General features: G+C 37.5%; 16 protein-coding genes. 11 read left to right on the top strand and 5 right to left on the bottom strand.

The window, feature by feature from the left end; all coding sequences use genetic code 11:
- Positions 1-10: 10 nt before the first annotated feature.
- The 6 genes from ACFIJ8_RS01970 to thpR all read left to right on the top strand — a co-directional run bounded on the left by ACFIJ8_RS01970 (position 11) and on the right by thpR (position 5,079).
- On the top strand, positions 11-733 hold the full coding sequence (locus ACFIJ8_RS01970) for a response regulator transcription factor (RefSeq protein WP_005774392.1): 723 nt from the start codon (positions 11-13) through the stop codon (positions 731-733).
- Positions 734-772: 39 nt separating this feature from the next.
- Complete coding sequence (locus tag ACFIJ8_RS01975) at positions 773-2,557, top strand: stimulus-sensing domain-containing protein (protein WP_375627983.1); 1,785 nt, start codon at positions 773-775, stop codon at positions 2,555-2,557.
- A 23-nt stretch (positions 2,558-2,580) separates the two neighbouring features.
- Positions 2,581-3,045 (top strand): HPr kinase/phosphatase C-terminal domain-containing protein, encoded by a 465-nt coding sequence (locus tag ACFIJ8_RS01980; RefSeq protein ID WP_273787504.1) that lies wholly within the window; start codon positions 2,581-2,583, stop codon positions 3,043-3,045.
- A 135-nt stretch (positions 3,046-3,180) separates the two neighbouring features.
- The gene (locus ACFIJ8_RS01985; RefSeq protein WP_375626191.1) at positions 3,181-3,579 is read left to right on the top strand and encodes a PTS sugar transporter subunit IIA; all 399 of its coding nucleotides are present in this window, start codon (positions 3,181-3,183) and stop codon (positions 3,577-3,579) included.
- A 17-nt stretch (positions 3,580-3,596) separates the two neighbouring features.
- A complete protein-coding gene (locus ACFIJ8_RS01990; protein WP_012754483.1) occupies positions 3,597-3,890 on the top strand; it encodes an HPr family phosphocarrier protein in 294 nt (97 codons plus the stop codon).
- Positions 3,891-4,539: 649 nt separating this feature from the next.
- On the top strand, positions 4,540-5,079 hold the full coding sequence (thpR, locus tag ACFIJ8_RS01995; RefSeq protein WP_375626189.1) for an RNA 2',3'-cyclic phosphodiesterase: 540 nt from the start codon (positions 4,540-4,542) through the stop codon (positions 5,077-5,079).
- A gap of 106 nt (positions 5,080-5,185) precedes the next feature.
- Here the strand turns inward: thpR and grpE are convergent, their stop codons facing one another.
- Complete coding sequence (gene grpE / locus ACFIJ8_RS02000) at positions 5,186-5,848, bottom strand: nucleotide exchange factor GrpE (RefSeq protein ID WP_375627985.1); 663 nt, start codon at positions 5,846-5,848, stop codon at positions 5,186-5,188.
- A gap of 124 nt (positions 5,849-5,972) precedes the next feature.
- Positions 5,973-7,043: a heat-inducible transcriptional repressor HrcA gene (hrcA, locus tag ACFIJ8_RS02005; RefSeq protein ID WP_273787508.1), complete on the bottom strand. Its 1,071-nt coding sequence runs from the start codon at positions 7,041-7,043 to the stop codon at positions 5,973-5,975.
- A 514-nt stretch (positions 7,044-7,557) separates the two neighbouring features.
- On the opposite strand from hrcA, the gene rdgB reads away from it, so the two are divergent.
- Both rdgB and hemW read left to right on the top strand, forming a co-directional pair.
- Complete coding sequence (rdgB, locus tag ACFIJ8_RS02010) at positions 7,558-8,205, top strand: RdgB/HAM1 family non-canonical purine NTP pyrophosphatase (protein ID WP_375627987.1); 648 nt, start codon at positions 7,558-7,560, stop codon at positions 8,203-8,205.
- On the top strand, positions 8,202-9,401 hold the full coding sequence (gene hemW, locus ACFIJ8_RS02015) for a radical SAM family heme chaperone HemW (protein WP_375627989.1): 1,200 nt from the start codon (positions 8,202-8,204) through the stop codon (positions 9,399-9,401). The genes rdgB and hemW overlap by 4 nt, the downstream gene beginning before the upstream one ends.
- A 1,618-nt stretch (positions 9,402-11,019) precedes the next feature.
- Here the strand turns inward: hemW and dapE are convergent.
- The 3 genes from dapE to ACFIJ8_RS02030 form a co-directional block, all read right to left on the bottom strand.
- Entirely contained in the window at positions 11,020-12,192 is a 1,173-nt protein-coding gene (dapE, locus tag ACFIJ8_RS02020) for a succinyl-diaminopimelate desuccinylase (protein WP_375627991.1), read from the bottom strand.
- 223 nt (positions 12,193-12,415) lie between these two features.
- Positions 12,416-13,162 (bottom strand): M48 family metallopeptidase, encoded by a 747-nt coding sequence (locus tag ACFIJ8_RS02025; protein WP_273787512.1) that lies wholly within the window; start codon positions 13,160-13,162, stop codon positions 12,416-12,418.
- A gap of 3 nt (positions 13,163-13,165) precedes the next feature.
- Entirely contained in the window at positions 13,166-13,975 is an 810-nt protein-coding gene (locus ACFIJ8_RS02030; RefSeq protein WP_273787513.1) for a carboxylesterase, read from the bottom strand.
- Positions 13,976-14,170: 195 nt separating this feature from the next.
- Between ACFIJ8_RS02030 and infC the strand changes: the two genes are divergently transcribed.
- From infC to ACFIJ8_RS02045, 3 genes are all read left to right on the top strand, one after another.
- Positions 14,171-14,689, top strand: a complete 519-nt coding sequence (gene infC / locus ACFIJ8_RS02035; protein ID WP_026500140.1) for a translation initiation factor IF-3 — start codon at positions 14,171-14,173, stop codon at positions 14,687-14,689.
- A 362-nt stretch (positions 14,690-15,051) separates the two neighbouring features.
- Complete coding sequence (locus ACFIJ8_RS02040) at positions 15,052-15,237, top strand: hypothetical protein (RefSeq protein WP_273787514.1); 186 nt, start codon at positions 15,052-15,054, stop codon at positions 15,235-15,237.
- Between the two features lie 64 nt (positions 15,238-15,301).
- Complete coding sequence (locus ACFIJ8_RS02045) at positions 15,302-17,074, top strand: ABC transporter ATP-binding protein (RefSeq protein WP_012754474.1); 1,773 nt, start codon at positions 15,302-15,304, stop codon at positions 17,072-17,074.
- Positions 17,075-17,491: the final 417 nt, after the last annotated feature.

The following is a 17,491-nucleotide window of genomic DNA, read 5'->3' on the forward strand; positions in this document are numbered from 1 at the left end:
CTAAGAAACCATGAAAGATACACCAACAATCACACAAACAATTGTACTTGTTGATGATGATCGCAATATTTTGACATCTTTATCTTTTGCGCTTGAGACAGAAGGATATCGGGTTGAAAGCTATACAGATGGGGCATCTGCACTCAAAGGCCTCACACTTCACCCTCCACACTTAGCTATTTTTGATATTAAAATGCCCCGAATGGATGGGATGGAACTCTTGCGTCGTTTACGTCAAAAATCTGATCTTCCAGTTATTTTTCTTACCTCTAAAGATGATGAAATTGATGAATTATTTGGTCTCAAAATGGGAGCTGATGATTTTATTACTAAACCTTTCTCCCAACGTCTTCTCATTGAACGCGTGAAAGCTATTTTGCGCCGTTCTAATGCACGTAACCAACCACTTTCTACAGGAACTTCTTCCACCTCTTCTCTCAAACGTGGAGATCTTGTGATGGATCAAGAACGCCACACCTGTACATGGAAAGATAAACCTGTTATTTTAACCGTTACGGAGTTTTTGATTCTGCAAACCTTAGCACAAAGACCAGGAGTTGTAAAAAGTCGTGATGCTTTAATGGATGCTGCCTATAGTGATCAAGTATACGTAGATGATCGCACCATTGATAGTCACATTAAACGTCTGCGTAAAAAGTTTAAACAAGTGGATGATGATTTTGCAATGATTGAAACACTTTATGGTGTAGGTTATCGTTTCCACGAGGTATAAAACTACTTTGTCGCAAAAATTTGAACGGCAATCAAATCGATGACAGACAATTCTCAACTGGAAACTTTACAAAAAACAACTGTTAATGGTACATCCTCAACGCCATTTCTTATGTTTGCCCGTTTGCATCTCCGAACACAACGTCTCTTTAGACAATTGCTTTTTTCCAGCCTCACACGTCGCATTGTTATATTAAACATTGCTGCCCTTGCCATTTTAGTTACAGGCATTTTATACCTTAACCAATTTCGCGATGGTTTAATTGAAGCAAAAATTAAAAGTTTATGTACCCAAGGAAAAATTATTGCTGGGGCTATTGCTGCTTCTGCAACAGTAGATACAAATTCTATCCTCATTGATCCCCAAAAACTCTTAGAGTTACAAACTGGTGAAAGCGTTACACCCGCCCCTCAATCAACCGATTCTTGGGATTTCCCTATTAACCCTGAGCAAGTTGCCCCTCTTTTACGACGTCTCATCACACCTAAAACGACAAGAGCACGTATCTATGATCGTGATGCTACTCTCCTTCTTGATTCGCGCGTTCTTTATTCTAGTGGAGAAGTTTTCAGTTATGATTTACCCCCACTTAAAACAGAACAAAGCATGTGGGATCGCCTTACTTCATGGTATTCAAGTACATTTTATGGCAAAGGTATTGCTCTTGACAGAGAACAAACAAAAACCAGTGGTATTGCTTATCCAGAAGTGTACCGCGCATTAAACGGATCTCTTGCTACGGCTAAAAGACGCAATAGACAAGGTCAATTAATTGTTTCTGTTGCCGTTCCTGTTCAACGCTATCGCGCAGTGGTTGGAGCTCTTCTTCTTTCAACTACTGGTTCTGATATTGATAACATTGTAAAAGGTGAAAGGCTGGTTATCTTTAAAGTTTTTGCCGTTGTAGGCAGCGTACTTTTGGTTCTTTCTCTCTTTTTGGCCCATACGATTGCCCATCCATTAAGTAAATTATCTGCCTCGGCTAATCGAGTGCGTAATGGCAATAATCAGCGTGTAGAAATTCCTGATTTTTCAATGCGTGAAGATGAAATTGGTCACCTTTCGACCTCTATTCGTGATATGACTAATGCCCTTTATATGCGTATTGAAGCCATTGAACGCTTTGCTGCTGATGTAAGCCACGAATTAAAAAATCCTCTCACCTCCCTACGCAGTGCTGTTGAAACGCTCCCCCTAGCTAAAAATGAAGAAGCACAAGAGAAGTTGCTTGAAATTATTCAACATGATGTGCGCCGTCTTGATCGGTTGATTACAGATATTTCTGATGCATCGCGGCTCGATGCAGAGCTTGCACGAGAAACCGCAGAGATTGTTGATATGACACCGCTTTTGGAAAGTCTTGTTCATGCTGTTCAGGAAGTGTATCGTAATACGCAAACCATTGATATAAGCCTTAATATTGTCCCACGTCCTCATGGAAAAGCCTATCTTGTATTGGGACATGAACTCCGTTTAGGGCAAGTGATTTCAAACCTTCTTGAAAATGCACGTTCTTTTATTCCTCGGAATCGTGGCAAAATTTGCATTACTATGAAAAGTCATGCTTCAACCCTTATTTTAACCATTGAAGATAATGGCCCAGGTATTCGTTCAGAAAATATTGAACGCATTTTTGAGCGTTTTTATACAGATCGACCAAACGAAGATGCTTTTGGACAAAACTCTGGTCTTGGCCTTTCTATTAGTCGGCAAATCATCGAGGCTCATAATGGGACAATTACAGCCGAAAATATTATTGATCCTACACTTGGAAAGTGTAAAACTGGTGCACGTTTTATTATTATGCTTCCCCTCGCTAAATAAATCTTTTATCCAAAGTAAAAGACATGAAAACAAAATGTGAAATACTCCACGCAAATTGCCTTCAATTAGGCGGCAAGGGGCTGTTAATTATAGGTCCATCGGGATCAGGAAAATCAACCCTTACCCTTTCTTTGCTCGACCGTGCTGAGTGGTCAAAACGTGAAGCGAAGCTTATTAGTGATGATTATACAATGTTGCGTGCGGAAAATGGAAAGCTTCACGGATACACTCCTGATAATTTAGAGGGCGGTATCGAGATTCGTGGCGTTGGTCTTTATATGATAGAATTTGAAAAGCACACAACTATCGATTGTGTTATTTTTCTCGGTCCAGAATATGAACGTTTTTCCACAAATAAAACTTTCCAATTTGAAGATTTGCACATTCCTCTTTTAAAACTTCCCTCTCTTCGTGAAGCCGATTGTACAGCCATTTGTCAAGCTATTGAAGCATTTTTGTTTAGAAAAATATGGCAAAAATCTGTCTAATTTTTTTCTAAAGATAAAAAAATCACAATTTTTGCCTTTTTTTTGCAAATTTTTCTTGGCAGCAAGACAAAGCCTTGTAAAATGTGTTTCCCACCAATATGGTCGGATCTTATTAGTTAACAGGAGTTTGCGTAAATGATTGGACTCGTGCTTGTAACGCACGGTGAGCTGGCTGTCGAATTTTTACATGCCGTGGAACATGTTGTTGGTGTACAAGAAAAGTTCGCAACAATATGCGTTTATCCCGATGACGATATAGATCAGCGCCGAGGTGATGTTATAGCCGCAGTAACCGATACAGATACGGATCATGGCGTAATCATATTAACAGATGTGTTCGGTGGAACACCATCGAATATAGCTATTCCTGCTATTGAAAAAGGACGCGTTGAAATGATTGCGGGTGTTAATTTGCCCATGCTTATTAAACTGATTTCTATTCGCAAATGTCCTGATATTTCATTATCAGACGCGTTAAGAATAGCACAAGAAGCAGGGCGTAAATATATTAATGTACCAAGTATGATTTTATAGCGGATAATAAAATACCAATGTTTTCCAAAGATACCCTCCCATGTATAAGTCGTCATTTCAATATCTGTAATAAACGTGGCTTGCATGCACGTGCTTCTGCAAAATTTGTACAAACTGTTGACAATTTTAATGTTACTGTTGAAGTTGAAAAGGATGGAAAAATCGTTGGTGGATCATCAATTATGGGACTTATGATGCTAGCGGCTTCATCCGGTTGCAACCTCACCATTCGTGTTTCAGGACCAGAAGCAACAGATGCTCTTAATGCTCTTGAAAAGCTTATCAACAACAACTTTGGAGAGGAAAACTAGCGCTTTCTCACCATAAATAAGGATGATGATTCTTAGAAAATAGGAACTTTCCATCATTATTTTGAATTTTAATTTCTCTTCCCACTTTTATACCAATATTCATATCCATTATGGATTGGCATAATTATCATAAATGTAAAAGCTTATAGTAATTTTATTATACTGGAGTTTTTCCTTCCTTTCCTAACATTATTTGATCAATTTGAATAGTTTTGCGTATTACGGCTATTACCCGACTTAACCGTATAATTAAATCTTTACAGAAAAAGAGAACTCTTCACCTTGTATTAGAATATGCTTTATTTTAGGCTAAAGATAGATGTCAAAATAATTTCGCACATCAAAAATCTATCAACTTTTCTTATTTTCTGCTCACTTTGTAGTCTTTATAATACATAAGTAATCTTCCATATAATACATAAGTAATCTTCCATTGCACATCATTGTGATACAGCTCATGAAAACGCAATTCTTATCGATATCATAACCATTTTTTAAAACGAATAAGCTTTGTACGCTCATAATTATAGTAAGCATTTTTTAGACATTCTTTTTCAATACTATTGCCTTATTTTCTATGGTACATGCCTCGCCCTTATTATCTATATTGTGCTTGGAATAGCATCTTTCATTATAAGGAGATAATATTATGGGTCGTCTATTTAGTGCCCTTCAGATTCCTCAACAAACAACACAACAACTTGTATCGTTGCAAAATGGCTTACCAAAAGCGCAATGGATCAACCCGCAAAATTTTCACGTCACCTTATCTTTTTTCGGTGAAGTTGAAAGTGCTACCGCAGATGCACTTATGCACGCCTTTGATACAATAAAGCTCTCTCCTTTTATGCTACAAATAGATGGTTTTGAAGTTTTTGGTTCAGAAAATGCTCCCCATTCTCTTGTAGTTCGCATTGAACCTTGTGAAAAGCTTAATCTTTTACATGAAAAGATGCAATATATCCGGAATAAATTAGAGTTAAAGCCTGATGAAAGACAATTTATTCCGCATATTACTCTTGCACGAATATTTGATATCAATCTTGAAGATCTTTCTTCTTATCTATCTTTTCAAGATGATTTTTTTATCCCTCCTTTTGAGGTCGATCACTTTGTTTTATTTTCATCGTCATCTCCCTCAAGCGAGTCCGTGTATCTTGTAAAAGGAAGTTGGGCGCTTCAAAGATAAAAGGGTGTTTATAACACCCTTTAAAAACTCTTTGAGAAAAGACCTCATATATGTGTAATTGCAGGGAATACTGCATTTTATGTTGGAGATTTATTATTGATGTATTTTAAGCAGAATCAGCTTCACCAGAAGCTTCTTTTGCTCCTCCTTTAGCTACACCCACTATAGCTGGACGTAACACCCTTTCCCCGATAATATAACCTGCCTGAACAACTTGTTGAACAGTGTTATCTGGAACATCGGCATTAGGAATTTCAAACATCGCTTGATGAAAATGAGGATCAAATTTTTGTCCCTCTGGATGAATTTTCTGCACCCCATGACGTTCTAATGCTGCCATCATGGCACGTTCAGTCATTTCAACGCCTTCTGCCAATGATTTCAAACCAGCATCACTCTCCTTTGCCCCTTCTGGAATGGCTTCCAAAGCACGATTGAGATTGTCAGAAACCGATAACATATCCCGTGCAAAATTAGCAATGGAATAAGCCTTTGCATCCGCCACATCTCGCATAGTACGGCGTCGAAGATTTTCCATATCTGCAACAAGACGTAAAAGCTGATCTTTCAGTTCTTTATTTTCATCCTGCAAAGACGCTAAAAGATCACTAACCTCATTGCTTTCTTTTTCAACGTCTTCGTGTTCCTCTGTTTTTTGTGTTTTTAAAAATTCATCGGCTGCCTGTTTAAGTGTATTACGATCAGCTGGATTTTTTAAATCACAATTTTCAAATGAAGAGTCAGTAAATTTGTTTTTTTCATCAGACATAAAAATTTTATTCCTTCATAAGATTCGTTATTCTCGATATCGAAATTCTACAGACAAAAATCAAGGGGTATCGATGTATATAATACAATGAGCTTCTATAGTACAAATACTTACCTGCATCGTTTTAACGCAATAACTGTGACACAAGTTGAGCTGTATAATCAACCATGGGCACAATCCTTGCATAATTAAGCCGTGTAGGACCAATAACGCCCAAAGCACCAATGACTCTTTGTTGTGAATCACGATAAGGTGCTACAACTAAAGAAGAACCAGAAAGTGAAAATAACTTATTTTCTGAACCAATAAAAATTCGAACCCCAGAACCTTCATCCGTTAAATCGAGAAGCTGTGCCATACTCTCACGCGTTTCAAGATCATCAAACAAATGGCGTAACCGTTCTAAATCTTCTTCTGCTTTCACATCTTCAAGTAAATTGCTACGCCCGCGAACAATGAGGTGTATTTTATGATCAGCACCTTCTCCTCCCCAAAGAGCTAATCCCGTTTCAACAAGATGATGCGATAAATCATCAAGCGCAGCCCGTGTTTCTGCGCATAAGCGGGCAATTTCCCCTTTAGCTTCACTCAATGTACGTCCTTGGATATGGGCATTGAGAAAATTCGTTGCTTCCGTCAATTGTGCATGGGTAACCCCTTCTGGCAAATGAACAATACGATTTTCAACTTCACCTTGTTGAGTCACCAAAACGGCAAGAGCGTGCTCCCTATCAAGGCGCACAAATTCAATATGTTTCAATGTTCCTTCTTGTTTTGTTGCTAAAACAAGCCCTGCCCCACGTGAAAGATCTGAAAGAACTCGGCTTGCTTGAACAAGAAAATGTTCAACCGATTGTGCATGACCTGCCTCTTTGACTTGCATTTCAATATTTTCTCGCTCTTCGTTTGGCAAATCACCCGCTTCCATAAATGCATCTACAAAAAAGCGTAAACCTGATTGTGTCGGCATTCGACCCGCAGAAACATGTGGTGCATAAATCAAACCGAGATGTTCAAGATCACTCATCACATTGCGAATCGTCGCAGGTGATAATGTCTGTCGTAAAAGCCGCGAAAGATTGCGTGACCCTACAGGTTCACCATCATTAAGATAAGCTTCAACAATATGGCGAAAAATATCACGCGAACGTTCATCAAGATATTTTAGTTCATTATCAATAGTTTTGTGCTTCATCACAATTGTTTCACTACTTTTAAAATCCTCATCTCTTATATAAGTTTTGCCAAGGTTTGGTCAAATAGTCTAAAGTAGTATAGAACATATTATCCTATTGAACCGTAAAATTCTAGCTTTCAGAGTGATGATTGATACATTACGCAAGAGGTATTTTTTGTTAGAGTGTGTGAAAAATATTTAAGATTAAGAGTTGATCTACAAAGTAGTCTACTGTAGAGACTTGCCAAGAGAATCTGGATTGTTTAAAAGCCGTTGTAAATAAAAAATTTCACCCTTTAGAGCAAGCCGGAAATTGGAAATTTACCATAAAAATGCTATTATAAAAAAGACATGTCCTTCATATCTTTGCAAGGTTATCTTTATACAAGATAAAAAATTTTATTGGAATAAAATATCATAAAACGTGTAAAATAATCATATCATGTAAAATTAAGCAGAATGTGTGTATATGAGTATTTAAGCTGGTTTTTAGCACAAAAATAGTTCCCCTTTCATTTTTGGAGAAATCTATATGAGAAGCATAGCAGATAAAAAACTTGTCATTGCTACACATAACACCGGCAAATTGCATGAAATCACTACTTTAATTACGCCTTTCGGTTTAATAATACAATCGGCAAAAGAACTGGGCTTGCCAGAACCAAAAGAAACGGGAAAAACATTTGAAGAAAATGCTTATATTAAGGCTTTTTCAGCAGCGAAAAAGACAGGACTTCCTGCCCTTTCTGATGATTCAGGCTTAGAGGTAGATGCATTGGAGGGTGCGCCAGGCGTTTATACCGCTGATTGGGCAATTCAAGCCGATGGCACACGTAATTTTCCAAAAGCTATGAAAAAAATAGAAAATGAACTCCAAAAAGTCGGAGCGCAAGAAAAAAGCCAACGAAAATGCCGTTTTATATCCGTCATTTGCATTGCATGGCCTGATGCTCATGCAGATTACTTCCGCGGATGCGTTGAAGGAACATTCATTTGGCCTCCACGGGGAGACAAAGGCTTTGGTTTTGATCCTATTTTTTTACCAGATGGATATGAAAATACCTTTGGAGAAATGTCAACAGAGCAAAAACACAACTGGAAATGTAATGATATTCCCCCTCTTTCACATCGCGCACGTGCTTTCAAACTTTTGGCAGAAAACCTTTTAGCATTCTCATGAATGAACCTTTTGGCATTTACATTCATTGGCCCTTTTGTGCAGCTAAATGTCCTTATTGTGACTTTAATTCGCATGTTCGCATCCATGGTGTTGATCAACCACGTTTTGTCACCGCCTTTAAGCGCGAAATAGAAACGCAATACCACAAAATAGGCCCACGCCATATTACAAGTATTTTTATTGGTGGAGGAACTCCTTCTCTTATGGAGCCGCAAACTGTCGATGCCCTATTGCAAACACTTGCAAAAAAATGGGTAGTTGATGATAAAGTTGAAATTACATTAGAAGCTAATCCATCCAGTGTGGAGGCAGAACGCTTTCGTGGATACCGTGCGGCAGGTGTTAATCGCTTATCTCTAGGAATACAAGCGCTCAATGATAAAGCATTGCGCAAACTTGGCCGACTCCATAATGTGGAACAAGCTCTTTGTGCCATTGATTTAGCACGGCAAATTTTTCCACGTTTATCCTTTGATCTCATTTATGCCCGCCCCAAACAAACCCTTGAACAATGGAAATCTGAACTCGTACAAGCAATTGATTTGGCAGCGGACCATCTTTCTCTTTATCAATTGACAATCGAAGAAGGAACTGCCTTTAAACGACTTCATGATGCAGGAAGACTTATCCTTCCCCCATCAGAGCTAGCAGCAGATCTGTATAATCTTACCCAAGAAATAACAGCACTGCATGGACTTCCTGCCTATGAAATCTCAAACCATGCAATACCCGGTGCTGAATCAGCACACAATCTTCTTTACTGGCGTTATCACCAATATGCAGGCTTTGGTCCAGGAGCACATGGACGTTTCATTGAGCACGCACCGAATCATTCCTCTGCCTGTTCAAAAACATTGTCATCACACCTTGAAAACCGCGAACGTTATGTCACAATAAATGAAAAGCATCCCGAACAGTGGCTTAATTTGGTAGAAACAACAGGACATGGCTGTATTGAAACGGAACATTTAACCACTGAACAACAGGCAAATGAAATGCTCCTTATGGGATTACGCCTTAGCGAAGGCTTAGAACTTATACGCTATGAAACCTTAAGCCCTAAACGCATCCCAATGGAAAAACTGATCGATTTACAACACCAAGAATTGATAGAAATGGTGGATAACCAACGCTTAAAAGCGACAACCAAAGGACGTATTGTTCTTGATCACATCATCAGCCAACTCGCAAACTAAAGTTTTTATAACAACATACTTATTTTAATCATAATCATCATTTTTCATAGAAAAGGCGAGATTAGAGTATCGTGAGATACTCTCATTTCAAAACTATTTACAGTAAATTAGTTACCACCATTTGCTTACACCTTAAAAGTAGAGAAGTGTATGGATAAAAGCTATAAAAAGAAGTAAAAAGAACTCTTATGAACACTCTTAAGTGCTAAAAGCTATCGCAATATTTTGAGCTAGAAAGTGTGTGGTGGTCTAACTTTTTTTCATAAACGTAAAGATAGTGAAGCACTGTAGACTTTATACACTTCACGGAAAATTTTATATTACACTATTCATAAGCATCGTAGTGGCACGAATGTGACAAACATTGAGAAAATTTCTTTAAAACAAGTATGTGAATGCATAATACGATAATATATTGTTCTTTATGAAATCGTGGCACCATTTAAAGAACCAGAGAAATGAGCATGAAACCATGTATCAATCTCTAATTATTTAAAAAGATATTACTCTAGATAAGTTTGAAAACCGTAAAACCGAATAAAAAAGGAGAGTAAAAAAGCACACTGATTTTCACCTTTATATTTTCCCTCAATCAGGTTGTGGTTGTATGTCTGTTTCAGAGATTACAAAAAATAGATATACACAATACTTTTATCCTATTCTGGCATATAAAAGCTGTTGTCGCAAAAAATACTGAACCAATATTTATTTGAGATACGCGGCTGTATGATCGGTATTGATTTATAGATCACAGCAAAATCATGAGCTTTATTAAACAAATAATGCACTCAAATGGCAAATATACCAGATATGAATCGAAATTGCTTTGTTAGCGAGCGAAACGATATTAATCCCATATGATCTTACTTGTATGCGTACATGCTTATGAGTATCTGTACGCGTCCTTTAAGGTTATTTTATTAAAAAATTGAGAATAATACTAGGACAATCCTTGGCTAAAGAAGTCAACGTGCTGCTACAAAAGAATTTCTGTGTATCTTTATCATAACCAATATTAAAGCTGATTAAATAAGCTCACCTTCTATCTCGTAATGACTTTGTAATGGAAGTTTTTAGGGACAAAAAAGAAGGGGAAAATATATGAAATAAAACAAACTTAAAGCGCATTTATATGGGCTTTACTCTAAGAGAGGCTAATTGAAACAAGAAGTACCTTTTATGAGAGTGCAGAAACTATATGAAGACATGAGCTGTGAATGAGCGCATTTATGTTGTACGAACTTTTTACAATAGCAGCATGTTTTTGTATGTCTTTATGGCTTCAACCTGTCATCACACAATTGTGATATAATATTCATTGTTTTCCCTATATGATTGCGCGTTGACTTCCTTTCTACACTTAAAGAACGAATATTTTTAATCCAATATGGTCTGTAAACAGTTCTGCTTCTTAAAGCAGGTCCCTCTTGGCTTTCCAGTTATGTAATTCACTTAACTAAAGACTCTACAGACAAAAATCACAACTTAAGAATATTCATCACTTATTCTAAACCCACTTAATATATTAAGTCTTACGCATTTCATATTACCACACCTCAAATGGCAATATCTTATGGCACAACAAGATAAAGGTATTTTTGAACCAGCAATCATTTCTTCATGCAAAAAAATCAACAATAAAACGCTCATAAATAGTAGTGAGCGTTTCCATTGCATCAAGGGCTACACACTCATCTACCATATGCATCGTTTGCCCTGGTAAGCCAAATTCAACCACTGGGCAATAATCCTTAATAAATCGCGCATCTGAAGTACCACCAGAAGTGGAACATTCTGGTATATTCCCTGTTACACTTTTAATAGCATTGGATAAAGTTTGAATGAGTTTATCATTTTTGGTCAAAAAAACATCCCCTAAACTTGGAATCCATTCAAGCTGATAAGAGGGAGATTTATCATCATTGTTTTTTGATTGCACCAAAGAAAGACGCTTTTTAATTTCCTCCATCAGTGTTTCTTTTGTCCAAAGATCATTGTAGCGTATATTAAAATGAACTGTTGTCTGCGCTGGGATAACATTGACCGCTAAATTACCGGTATCGATGCTTGTTAGCTCTAAGTTACTGGGTTGAAAATCCTCTGTCCCTTTATCTAAAGCAGTTTGTGTCAATGCTTGAATAAGCTTACTTGCTAAAGGCAAGGGATTAGCAGCCCGCTCTGGAAAAGCAACATGACCTTGGCGACCTCTCACGGTAATGATACCAGAAATCGATCCGCGGCGACCAATTTTGATGACATCCCCAACAGTTTTTACACTTGTTGGTTCCCCTACAAGAGCTGCAGTCCATTTTTCGCCTTTTTTTTCTGCCCATTTGAGAAGTTTGACGGTACCATTAACAGCAGGTCCCTCTTCATCACCGGTAATCAAAAAACTTACCATTCCTTTAATAGACCGTTTCTCAAGAACTCGCGCTAGCGCCGCAATAAAACAAGCGATTCCGCCCTTCATATCAACAGCACCCCGCCCATATAATTTCCCCTGATCTATGACAGCTTCAAAAGGTGAATAGGTCCATTCATCCAATGCGCCTGGTGGTACGACATCTGTATGACCTGCAAACATAAGATGGGGTCCTTCATTTCCCATTTTTGCATAAAGATTTTCAACATTATCTGTATTTTTATCCGTAAAAATAGGGCGCTCAACATGAAATCCCATTTTTTTCAAAAATTGTTCCAAAGTTGATAAAGCCCCTGCTTCATGAGGTGTAACAGAAGGACAACGGATAAGTCTCTGTAATAGCTGAAGCGGATCTGTAAGAACAGGCATAAGCTCCCCTTCCCATTTTTTATAAGTCATCGGAACTTAAAGTTTTTACGCTGAATTACAAAAAAGATAAAGAAAAAACATTGAAGACACTCAGCAAACCAAGCAGGGGAGAACAATCGTGCTGAGAGCTTCAATGGCTTCCTCATTATGCATGAGCAAGTACACACACAACAAAACACTCAACAAAAAGTTCCGTTAAATATTGCCTTCATTGGAAAGTTTTTTACGCCTTTAAATTATATGAATCAAAATTAATTGCTTGCAATCTATGAGCATTTTCCTTCAACCAAGCACGATACGTTTTACTATCAGGACACAGTTCTTCACAAAGAGCCCAAAATCTTGGACCGTGATTCATTTCAACAAGATGAGCAACCTCATGAGCAACAACATATTCCACAACTTCTTTTGGTGCCATAACAAGGCGCCAAGAAAAAGAAAGACGCTTATCTATTGAACAAGACCCCCAACGACTTCTCGTATCTTTATAACAAATTGATTTGACTTTACGCTCTACTTTATGGGCATAATGTGCCACCAAAGGTGTTATAACACGTGCTGCTTGTTTTTTCAAAACGTCAGCAATGCGTCTTGGGAGGTATTCTAATTGACCATAAACGATAATTTGAGGTTCTTGTTCTGCATCTCCTGCAATAATTTCCGTCACCCCACGTCCTTCTCTATGCTTTATGGAATGGCAAACACCCAATAAAGGAATCGTTGCCCCCTCTTTGAGATAAGCATTTTCATGAGATATTTGTACACGAGCAAGACGTGCCTCAATCCAAGACCGATGCTTTTCAATAAAACTTTGAATCATACAGAGACTTATCGCTGGTGGTGTTGTTACACAAATCCTCTGTCCGCTCGCATCAATACGTAAGGTAAGACGGCGTGCGCACTTATTTTCCCGCACCTGTACAGGTACAGAGCGATCAGAAAAAATAAAATGCTGTTTAGAAATGCTCATACATTATATCTTCATCATCAATGAATTTGACCCTTCTCCCGCATTAATCCGGTCAATCAATGACCTCAATACCGTTTCGAGGCAATCCAAATCTTGCGGACGAGAAAAGCGATGATCAGCATCACGAACGAGTGTCAATGTTACATCATGGAGAGGCAAATGATCAAGTAAAGTCATAGTATGCTGATAGGGTATCTCCACATCTTCCATCCCTTGTAGAATATGGATTGGACATCCAACATCTATACATCCCTTCATAACGCAGTTGTCTCTGCCATCTTCAATAAATACTTTTGTAAAGGGAACCGGCTCCGTATAACTAATCGCAGATCGTTCAATATGATCTGTTTCTTCTAAAATTTTCCACCCCTTTCGACCCAACCCTGATTCTATCAATGTTTGTGTAAAATCAGGAGCTGGCGCAATCAAGACCATGCCAGCAAGCTTCTTATTTTTCTGTGCTAGCATCATAGCAAGCTTGAGCGCAATCCACCCACCCATAGAGGTGCCAATCAAAATTTGTGGACCCTCACAATAAGTTTCAAAAACCGCTAAACTTTCTTTAACCCAGCGTGAAATCGTTCCTTGAAAAAAATCACCACCTGATTCTCCATGTCCAGAGTAATCAAAACGTAAACAAGACAAATCATTCTTCTGAGCAAAACTATCAACCAACATCGCCTTATCCCCTGACATATCGGATAGATAGCCATGAAGCCAAACCAAACCTGGAGATTGGCGCCCTTTGCGATAGCGTACTGCAAGTGCAGTGTTCTCAAACGAAAAAAACTGACAAGGAATATTTTGATCCATAATTCTTTATCCTCCATAAAACAATTTCTTTAAATTAAGAAAAAAACTTTTATAATCTAAATCATTCCAAAAAGTAATAAATCAAATAATGAAAAAGGCGCGAATTATAGTTGTTTTTAGGCGCATAATTGTATATTAAATTAACTGTAGTTGAATCAAAATTAAGGAGCATAAACCATTCGTAAACCGTTTAAAATGACACCTACCCAAAAAGACGGACCACGTTCAAATCAGGATATCCGAGTACCTCATGTTCAGCTTATCAATGATGAGGGACAACATCAGGGGGTTGTTGCGATACAAGAAGCTCTTGCTATGGCTGCAGATGCAGGGCTTGATTTGGTTGAAATTGTACCAAATGCGGAGCCACCCGTATGTAAAATCATCGATTTGGGCAAATTAAAGTATCAAACCCAAAAAAAAGCTGCTGAAACACGTAAGAAGCAAAAAGTCATCGAAATCAAAGAGATTAAGATGCGCCCAAATGTTGATGTCCATGATTATGGAGTCAAACTCAAGGCTGTTCATCGCTTTATTGATCACGGTGATAAAGTAAAAATTACTTTGCGTTTTCGTGGTCGTGAGATGGCTCACCAAGATCTTGGATTAAAGCTTCTTCAGCGTGTGAAAGAAGATACAAGTGAAATTGCCAAAATCGAATTGGAGCCAAAACTTGAAGGCCGGCAAATGATGATGGTGATAGCACCTAAATAGTTTTGCATTGGAATAATATTTGCATGCAACTCATCAGCGTGCAACTCACCAAAATGATGCGTATAGTATTATTTAGAAGCACCACATGGAGTTTTTGTGGTGCTTTTAAGGTTTTATAAATGTGTATAAATCCTTTTAAGAGTTTAATAATGCTTTATCGATTTATAAGAAGAATTCATTATTTTGCATATTAAATGAGAAAGCTCAAACATCGTAAGGTCTTCTTATTTCAAGCTCTCTTATCATGCAATGCGGCAAAATTGTTTGCTTACACATCACAAACGGAGATGATACATAAAAAATTATTAAAAAAGCAGAAATGTTTTTTGTGAGCTATTTCAAGTGCCAAAGGCTATCACAATATGGAAATTGGTAAATACGATGGTGAAATTCGCCGTTGCCTTTTATTGAAAATTAAAAATAATGATGAACAACGAATTTTCGTTATACCTTTCACAGAAACTTTGCACTACATTTTTCACTCTCGCCGTCGTGAAATTGATATGATGAACCTTGAAAGAAAAGGCTATTTTTGTAAAAAAGATTAAGAGGCTTTTTAATTAAGAATGTTTCAATCTTGCATAAAATAATGAGAGAATATGGAAGCACTTCATGGCTAAAAAACAAATTTCCTCTTTTGATAAACATCTTATTATCCGCCTTTTGCGAGAAAATTTTCGTAAACATATGCGTTGGTACAGTGCAGCTATTTTCTCAATGATCATCATTTCTTGTACCACGGCAACCAGTGCATGGATTATGCGTGATGTTGTTAATCAGATTATTGATGCACAAAATTTTCCTATGATTGTTTTGATTTCTAGCTTCATTGCTTTTATCTTTATTCTCAAAGGAGTCGCAACTTTTTCCCAAACTTATTTTCTAAATAAAGCAGGCAATAGTATCATTGCTGAACAACAGCGTAAAATTTTTGCACGACTTATGGAACAAGGAGTTTCTTTTTATCATAATAACACTTCATCTGATCTTCTTGTTCGTGTAACTCATAATGCGACAGCTGTACGTAATATAATTGATACTATTATCACAACTTTTGTACGTGATTTGCTTTCCGTTAGTGGTCTGTTGCTTGTCATGTTCATTCAAAACTTTGTGTTAATCTCCATTACTTTAATCGTAGGACCACTAGCTTTTTTAGGCGTTCGAATGGCTTTAAAACGCGTTCGCCGCCTGATGGAAAAAGAGCTCCTTTCACTTGGTGAAATTATCAAAATCGTACAGGAAACGGCTGTTGGTATTCGAATCATAAAGGCCTTTTCACTAGAAGAAGTCATGAAAAAACGAATGGACAAAGCCATTTGTGATGTTGAAAAACAAACAAACAATATTGCAACACTCGAAGCTATTACCAATCCGATTATGGAAACACTCACGGGTGTTGCCATTGCAGGTATTATTTGTTTCTCCGGTTATCTTGCAACCCAACGCGCAGGTGTTCAAGGTGAATTTATGTCCTTTATTGTTGCTTTACTTTTAGCGTATGAACCCGCAAAAAGGCTAGCAAATGTACGTGTCAAAATTGAATCTGGCTTGGTCAATATCCGTACGATGTTTGAAATACTCGATTGTCCCCTTACAGTTATAGAACATAAAGAAGCTAAAGATCTGAGTAAAACGCAGGGAACTATTCGTTTCGAACATGTTTCTTTTGCATACACTAATAACAAAATGATATTGAAAGATATCAACCTAGAAATAGAAGCCGGAAAAATGACAGCATTGGTGGGACCATCCGGTTCGGGAAAGTCAACCCTTATCAACCTTATTATGCGCCTCTATGACCCCACAAAAGGACGCATATTGATTAATGATCAAGATATTCGCTACACAACATTTCGCTCTCTGAGAAACCTGATGGCCTATGTAGGACAGGATACTTTTCTCTTTCAAGGAACTGTTAAATATAATATCGGACTTGGAAAAGAAGGGGCTAGTGATGACGAAATTATCGAAGCAGCAAAAGCAGCAAATGCTCATGACTTTATTATGAGTTTGCCAAATGGTTATGATACACAGATAGGTGATAATGGCTGTAACCTTTCAGGGGGGCAAAAACAACGGCTCGCTATCGCTAGAGCAATGATTCACGATAGCGAAATTCTGATTCTTGATGAAGCAACGAGTGCGCTTGATTCACACACCGAAGCACAAATTAATGAAGCCATTCAACACCTTACCAAAGGACGCACAACGATCATTATTGCTCATCGCCTTTCAACGATTGCTCGTGCTCATAAAATTGTGGTCATACAAAATGGACAACTGATTGAACAAGGTACTCAGAAAGAATTGCTAGCAAAAGAACATGGGTTTTATAAAAAACTTCATAATATCCAGTTTAAAAACATACCTCCTAATTTCTAGATCCTTAAATAAGATTTGAAATAAAAATGGATAGAAGGTAATGCTCCATTTATAAAAAAGGTTTGTTACCAGAAAAAGTATTACTGCAATCAAGAATTGGCAAAGAATTTATGGTTTATTGGAAATAAGCTTCTTGGATTTAGATGAAAACTTTACTCGCTATTTTGTTGAATACAATTGACTTTAACAATGAAACTTCAAAAACCCCTTCCCTTCCTCAAATAAGTATTGAAACATTCATAAATGTTGCGAATCCTAAAAGAGAGAGCATCAAAGTTTGAAAAAATTGCCCCAGATTATGATGATGAATCTGGATTAATACAACCTTTATCCGTGTTTATCCCTGCACTGACAATTTTTTCTCCACACATCTTAAAGGACAAAGATTCTACCCAATCTGATCTGTAAACAATCCAG

The sequence above is a fragment of the Bartonella sp. MF74HXZ genome (genome assembly GCF_042194445.1).
Classification (GTDB): Bacteria; Pseudomonadota; Alphaproteobacteria; order Rhizobiales; family Rhizobiaceae; genus Bartonella; species Bartonella grahamii.

Bases quoted from the DNA above. Each gene is read 5' to 3' on its own strand.
- ACFIJ8_RS01970 (WP_005774392.1), top strand. From the start codon at position 11: ATGAAAGATACACCAACAATCACACAAACAATTGTACTTGTTGATGAT.
- ACFIJ8_RS01975 (WP_375627983.1), top strand. From the start codon at position 773: ATGACAGACAATTCTCAACTGGAAACTTTACAAAAAACAACTGTTAAT.
- ACFIJ8_RS01980 (WP_273787504.1), top strand. From the start codon at position 2,581: ATGAAAACAAAATGTGAAATACTCCACGCAAATTGCCTTCAATTAGGC.
- ACFIJ8_RS01985 (WP_375626191.1), top strand. From the start codon at position 3,181: ATGATTGGACTCGTGCTTGTAACGCACGGTGAGCTGGCTGTCGAATTT.
- ACFIJ8_RS01990 (WP_012754483.1), top strand. From the start codon at position 3,597: ATGTTTTCCAAAGATACCCTCCCATGTATAAGTCGTCATTTCAATATC.
- thpR (WP_375626189.1), top strand. From the start codon at position 4,540: ATGGGTCGTCTATTTAGTGCCCTTCAGATTCCTCAACAAACAACACAA.
- grpE (WP_375627985.1), bottom strand. From the start codon at position 5,848: ATGTCTGATGAAAAAAACAAATTTACTGACTCTTCATTTGAAAATTGT.
- hrcA (WP_273787508.1), bottom strand. From the start codon at position 7,043: ATGAAGCACAAAACTATTGATAATGAACTAAAATATCTTGATGAACGT.
- rdgB (WP_375627987.1), top strand. From the start codon at position 7,558: ATGAGAAGCATAGCAGATAAAAAACTTGTCATTGCTACACATAACACC.
- hemW (WP_375627989.1), top strand. From the start codon at position 8,202: ATGAATGAACCTTTTGGCATTTACATTCATTGGCCCTTTTGTGCAGCT.
- dapE (WP_375627991.1), bottom strand. From the start codon at position 12,192: ATGCCTGTTCTTACAGATCCGCTTCAGCTATTACAGAGACTTATCCGT.
- ACFIJ8_RS02025 (WP_273787512.1), bottom strand. From the start codon at position 13,162: ATGAGCATTTCTAAACAGCATTTTATTTTTTCTGATCGCTCTGTACCT.
- ACFIJ8_RS02030 (WP_273787513.1), bottom strand. From the start codon at position 13,975: ATGGATCAAAATATTCCTTGTCAGTTTTTTTCGTTTGAGAACACTGCA.
- infC (WP_026500140.1), top strand. From the start codon at position 14,171: ATGACACCTACCCAAAAAGACGGACCACGTTCAAATCAGGATATCCGA.
- ACFIJ8_RS02040 (WP_273787514.1), top strand. From the start codon at position 15,052: ATGGAAATTGGTAAATACGATGGTGAAATTCGCCGTTGCCTTTTATTG.
- ACFIJ8_RS02045 (WP_012754474.1), top strand. From the start codon at position 15,302: ATGGCTAAAAAACAAATTTCCTCTTTTGATAAACATCTTATTATCCGC.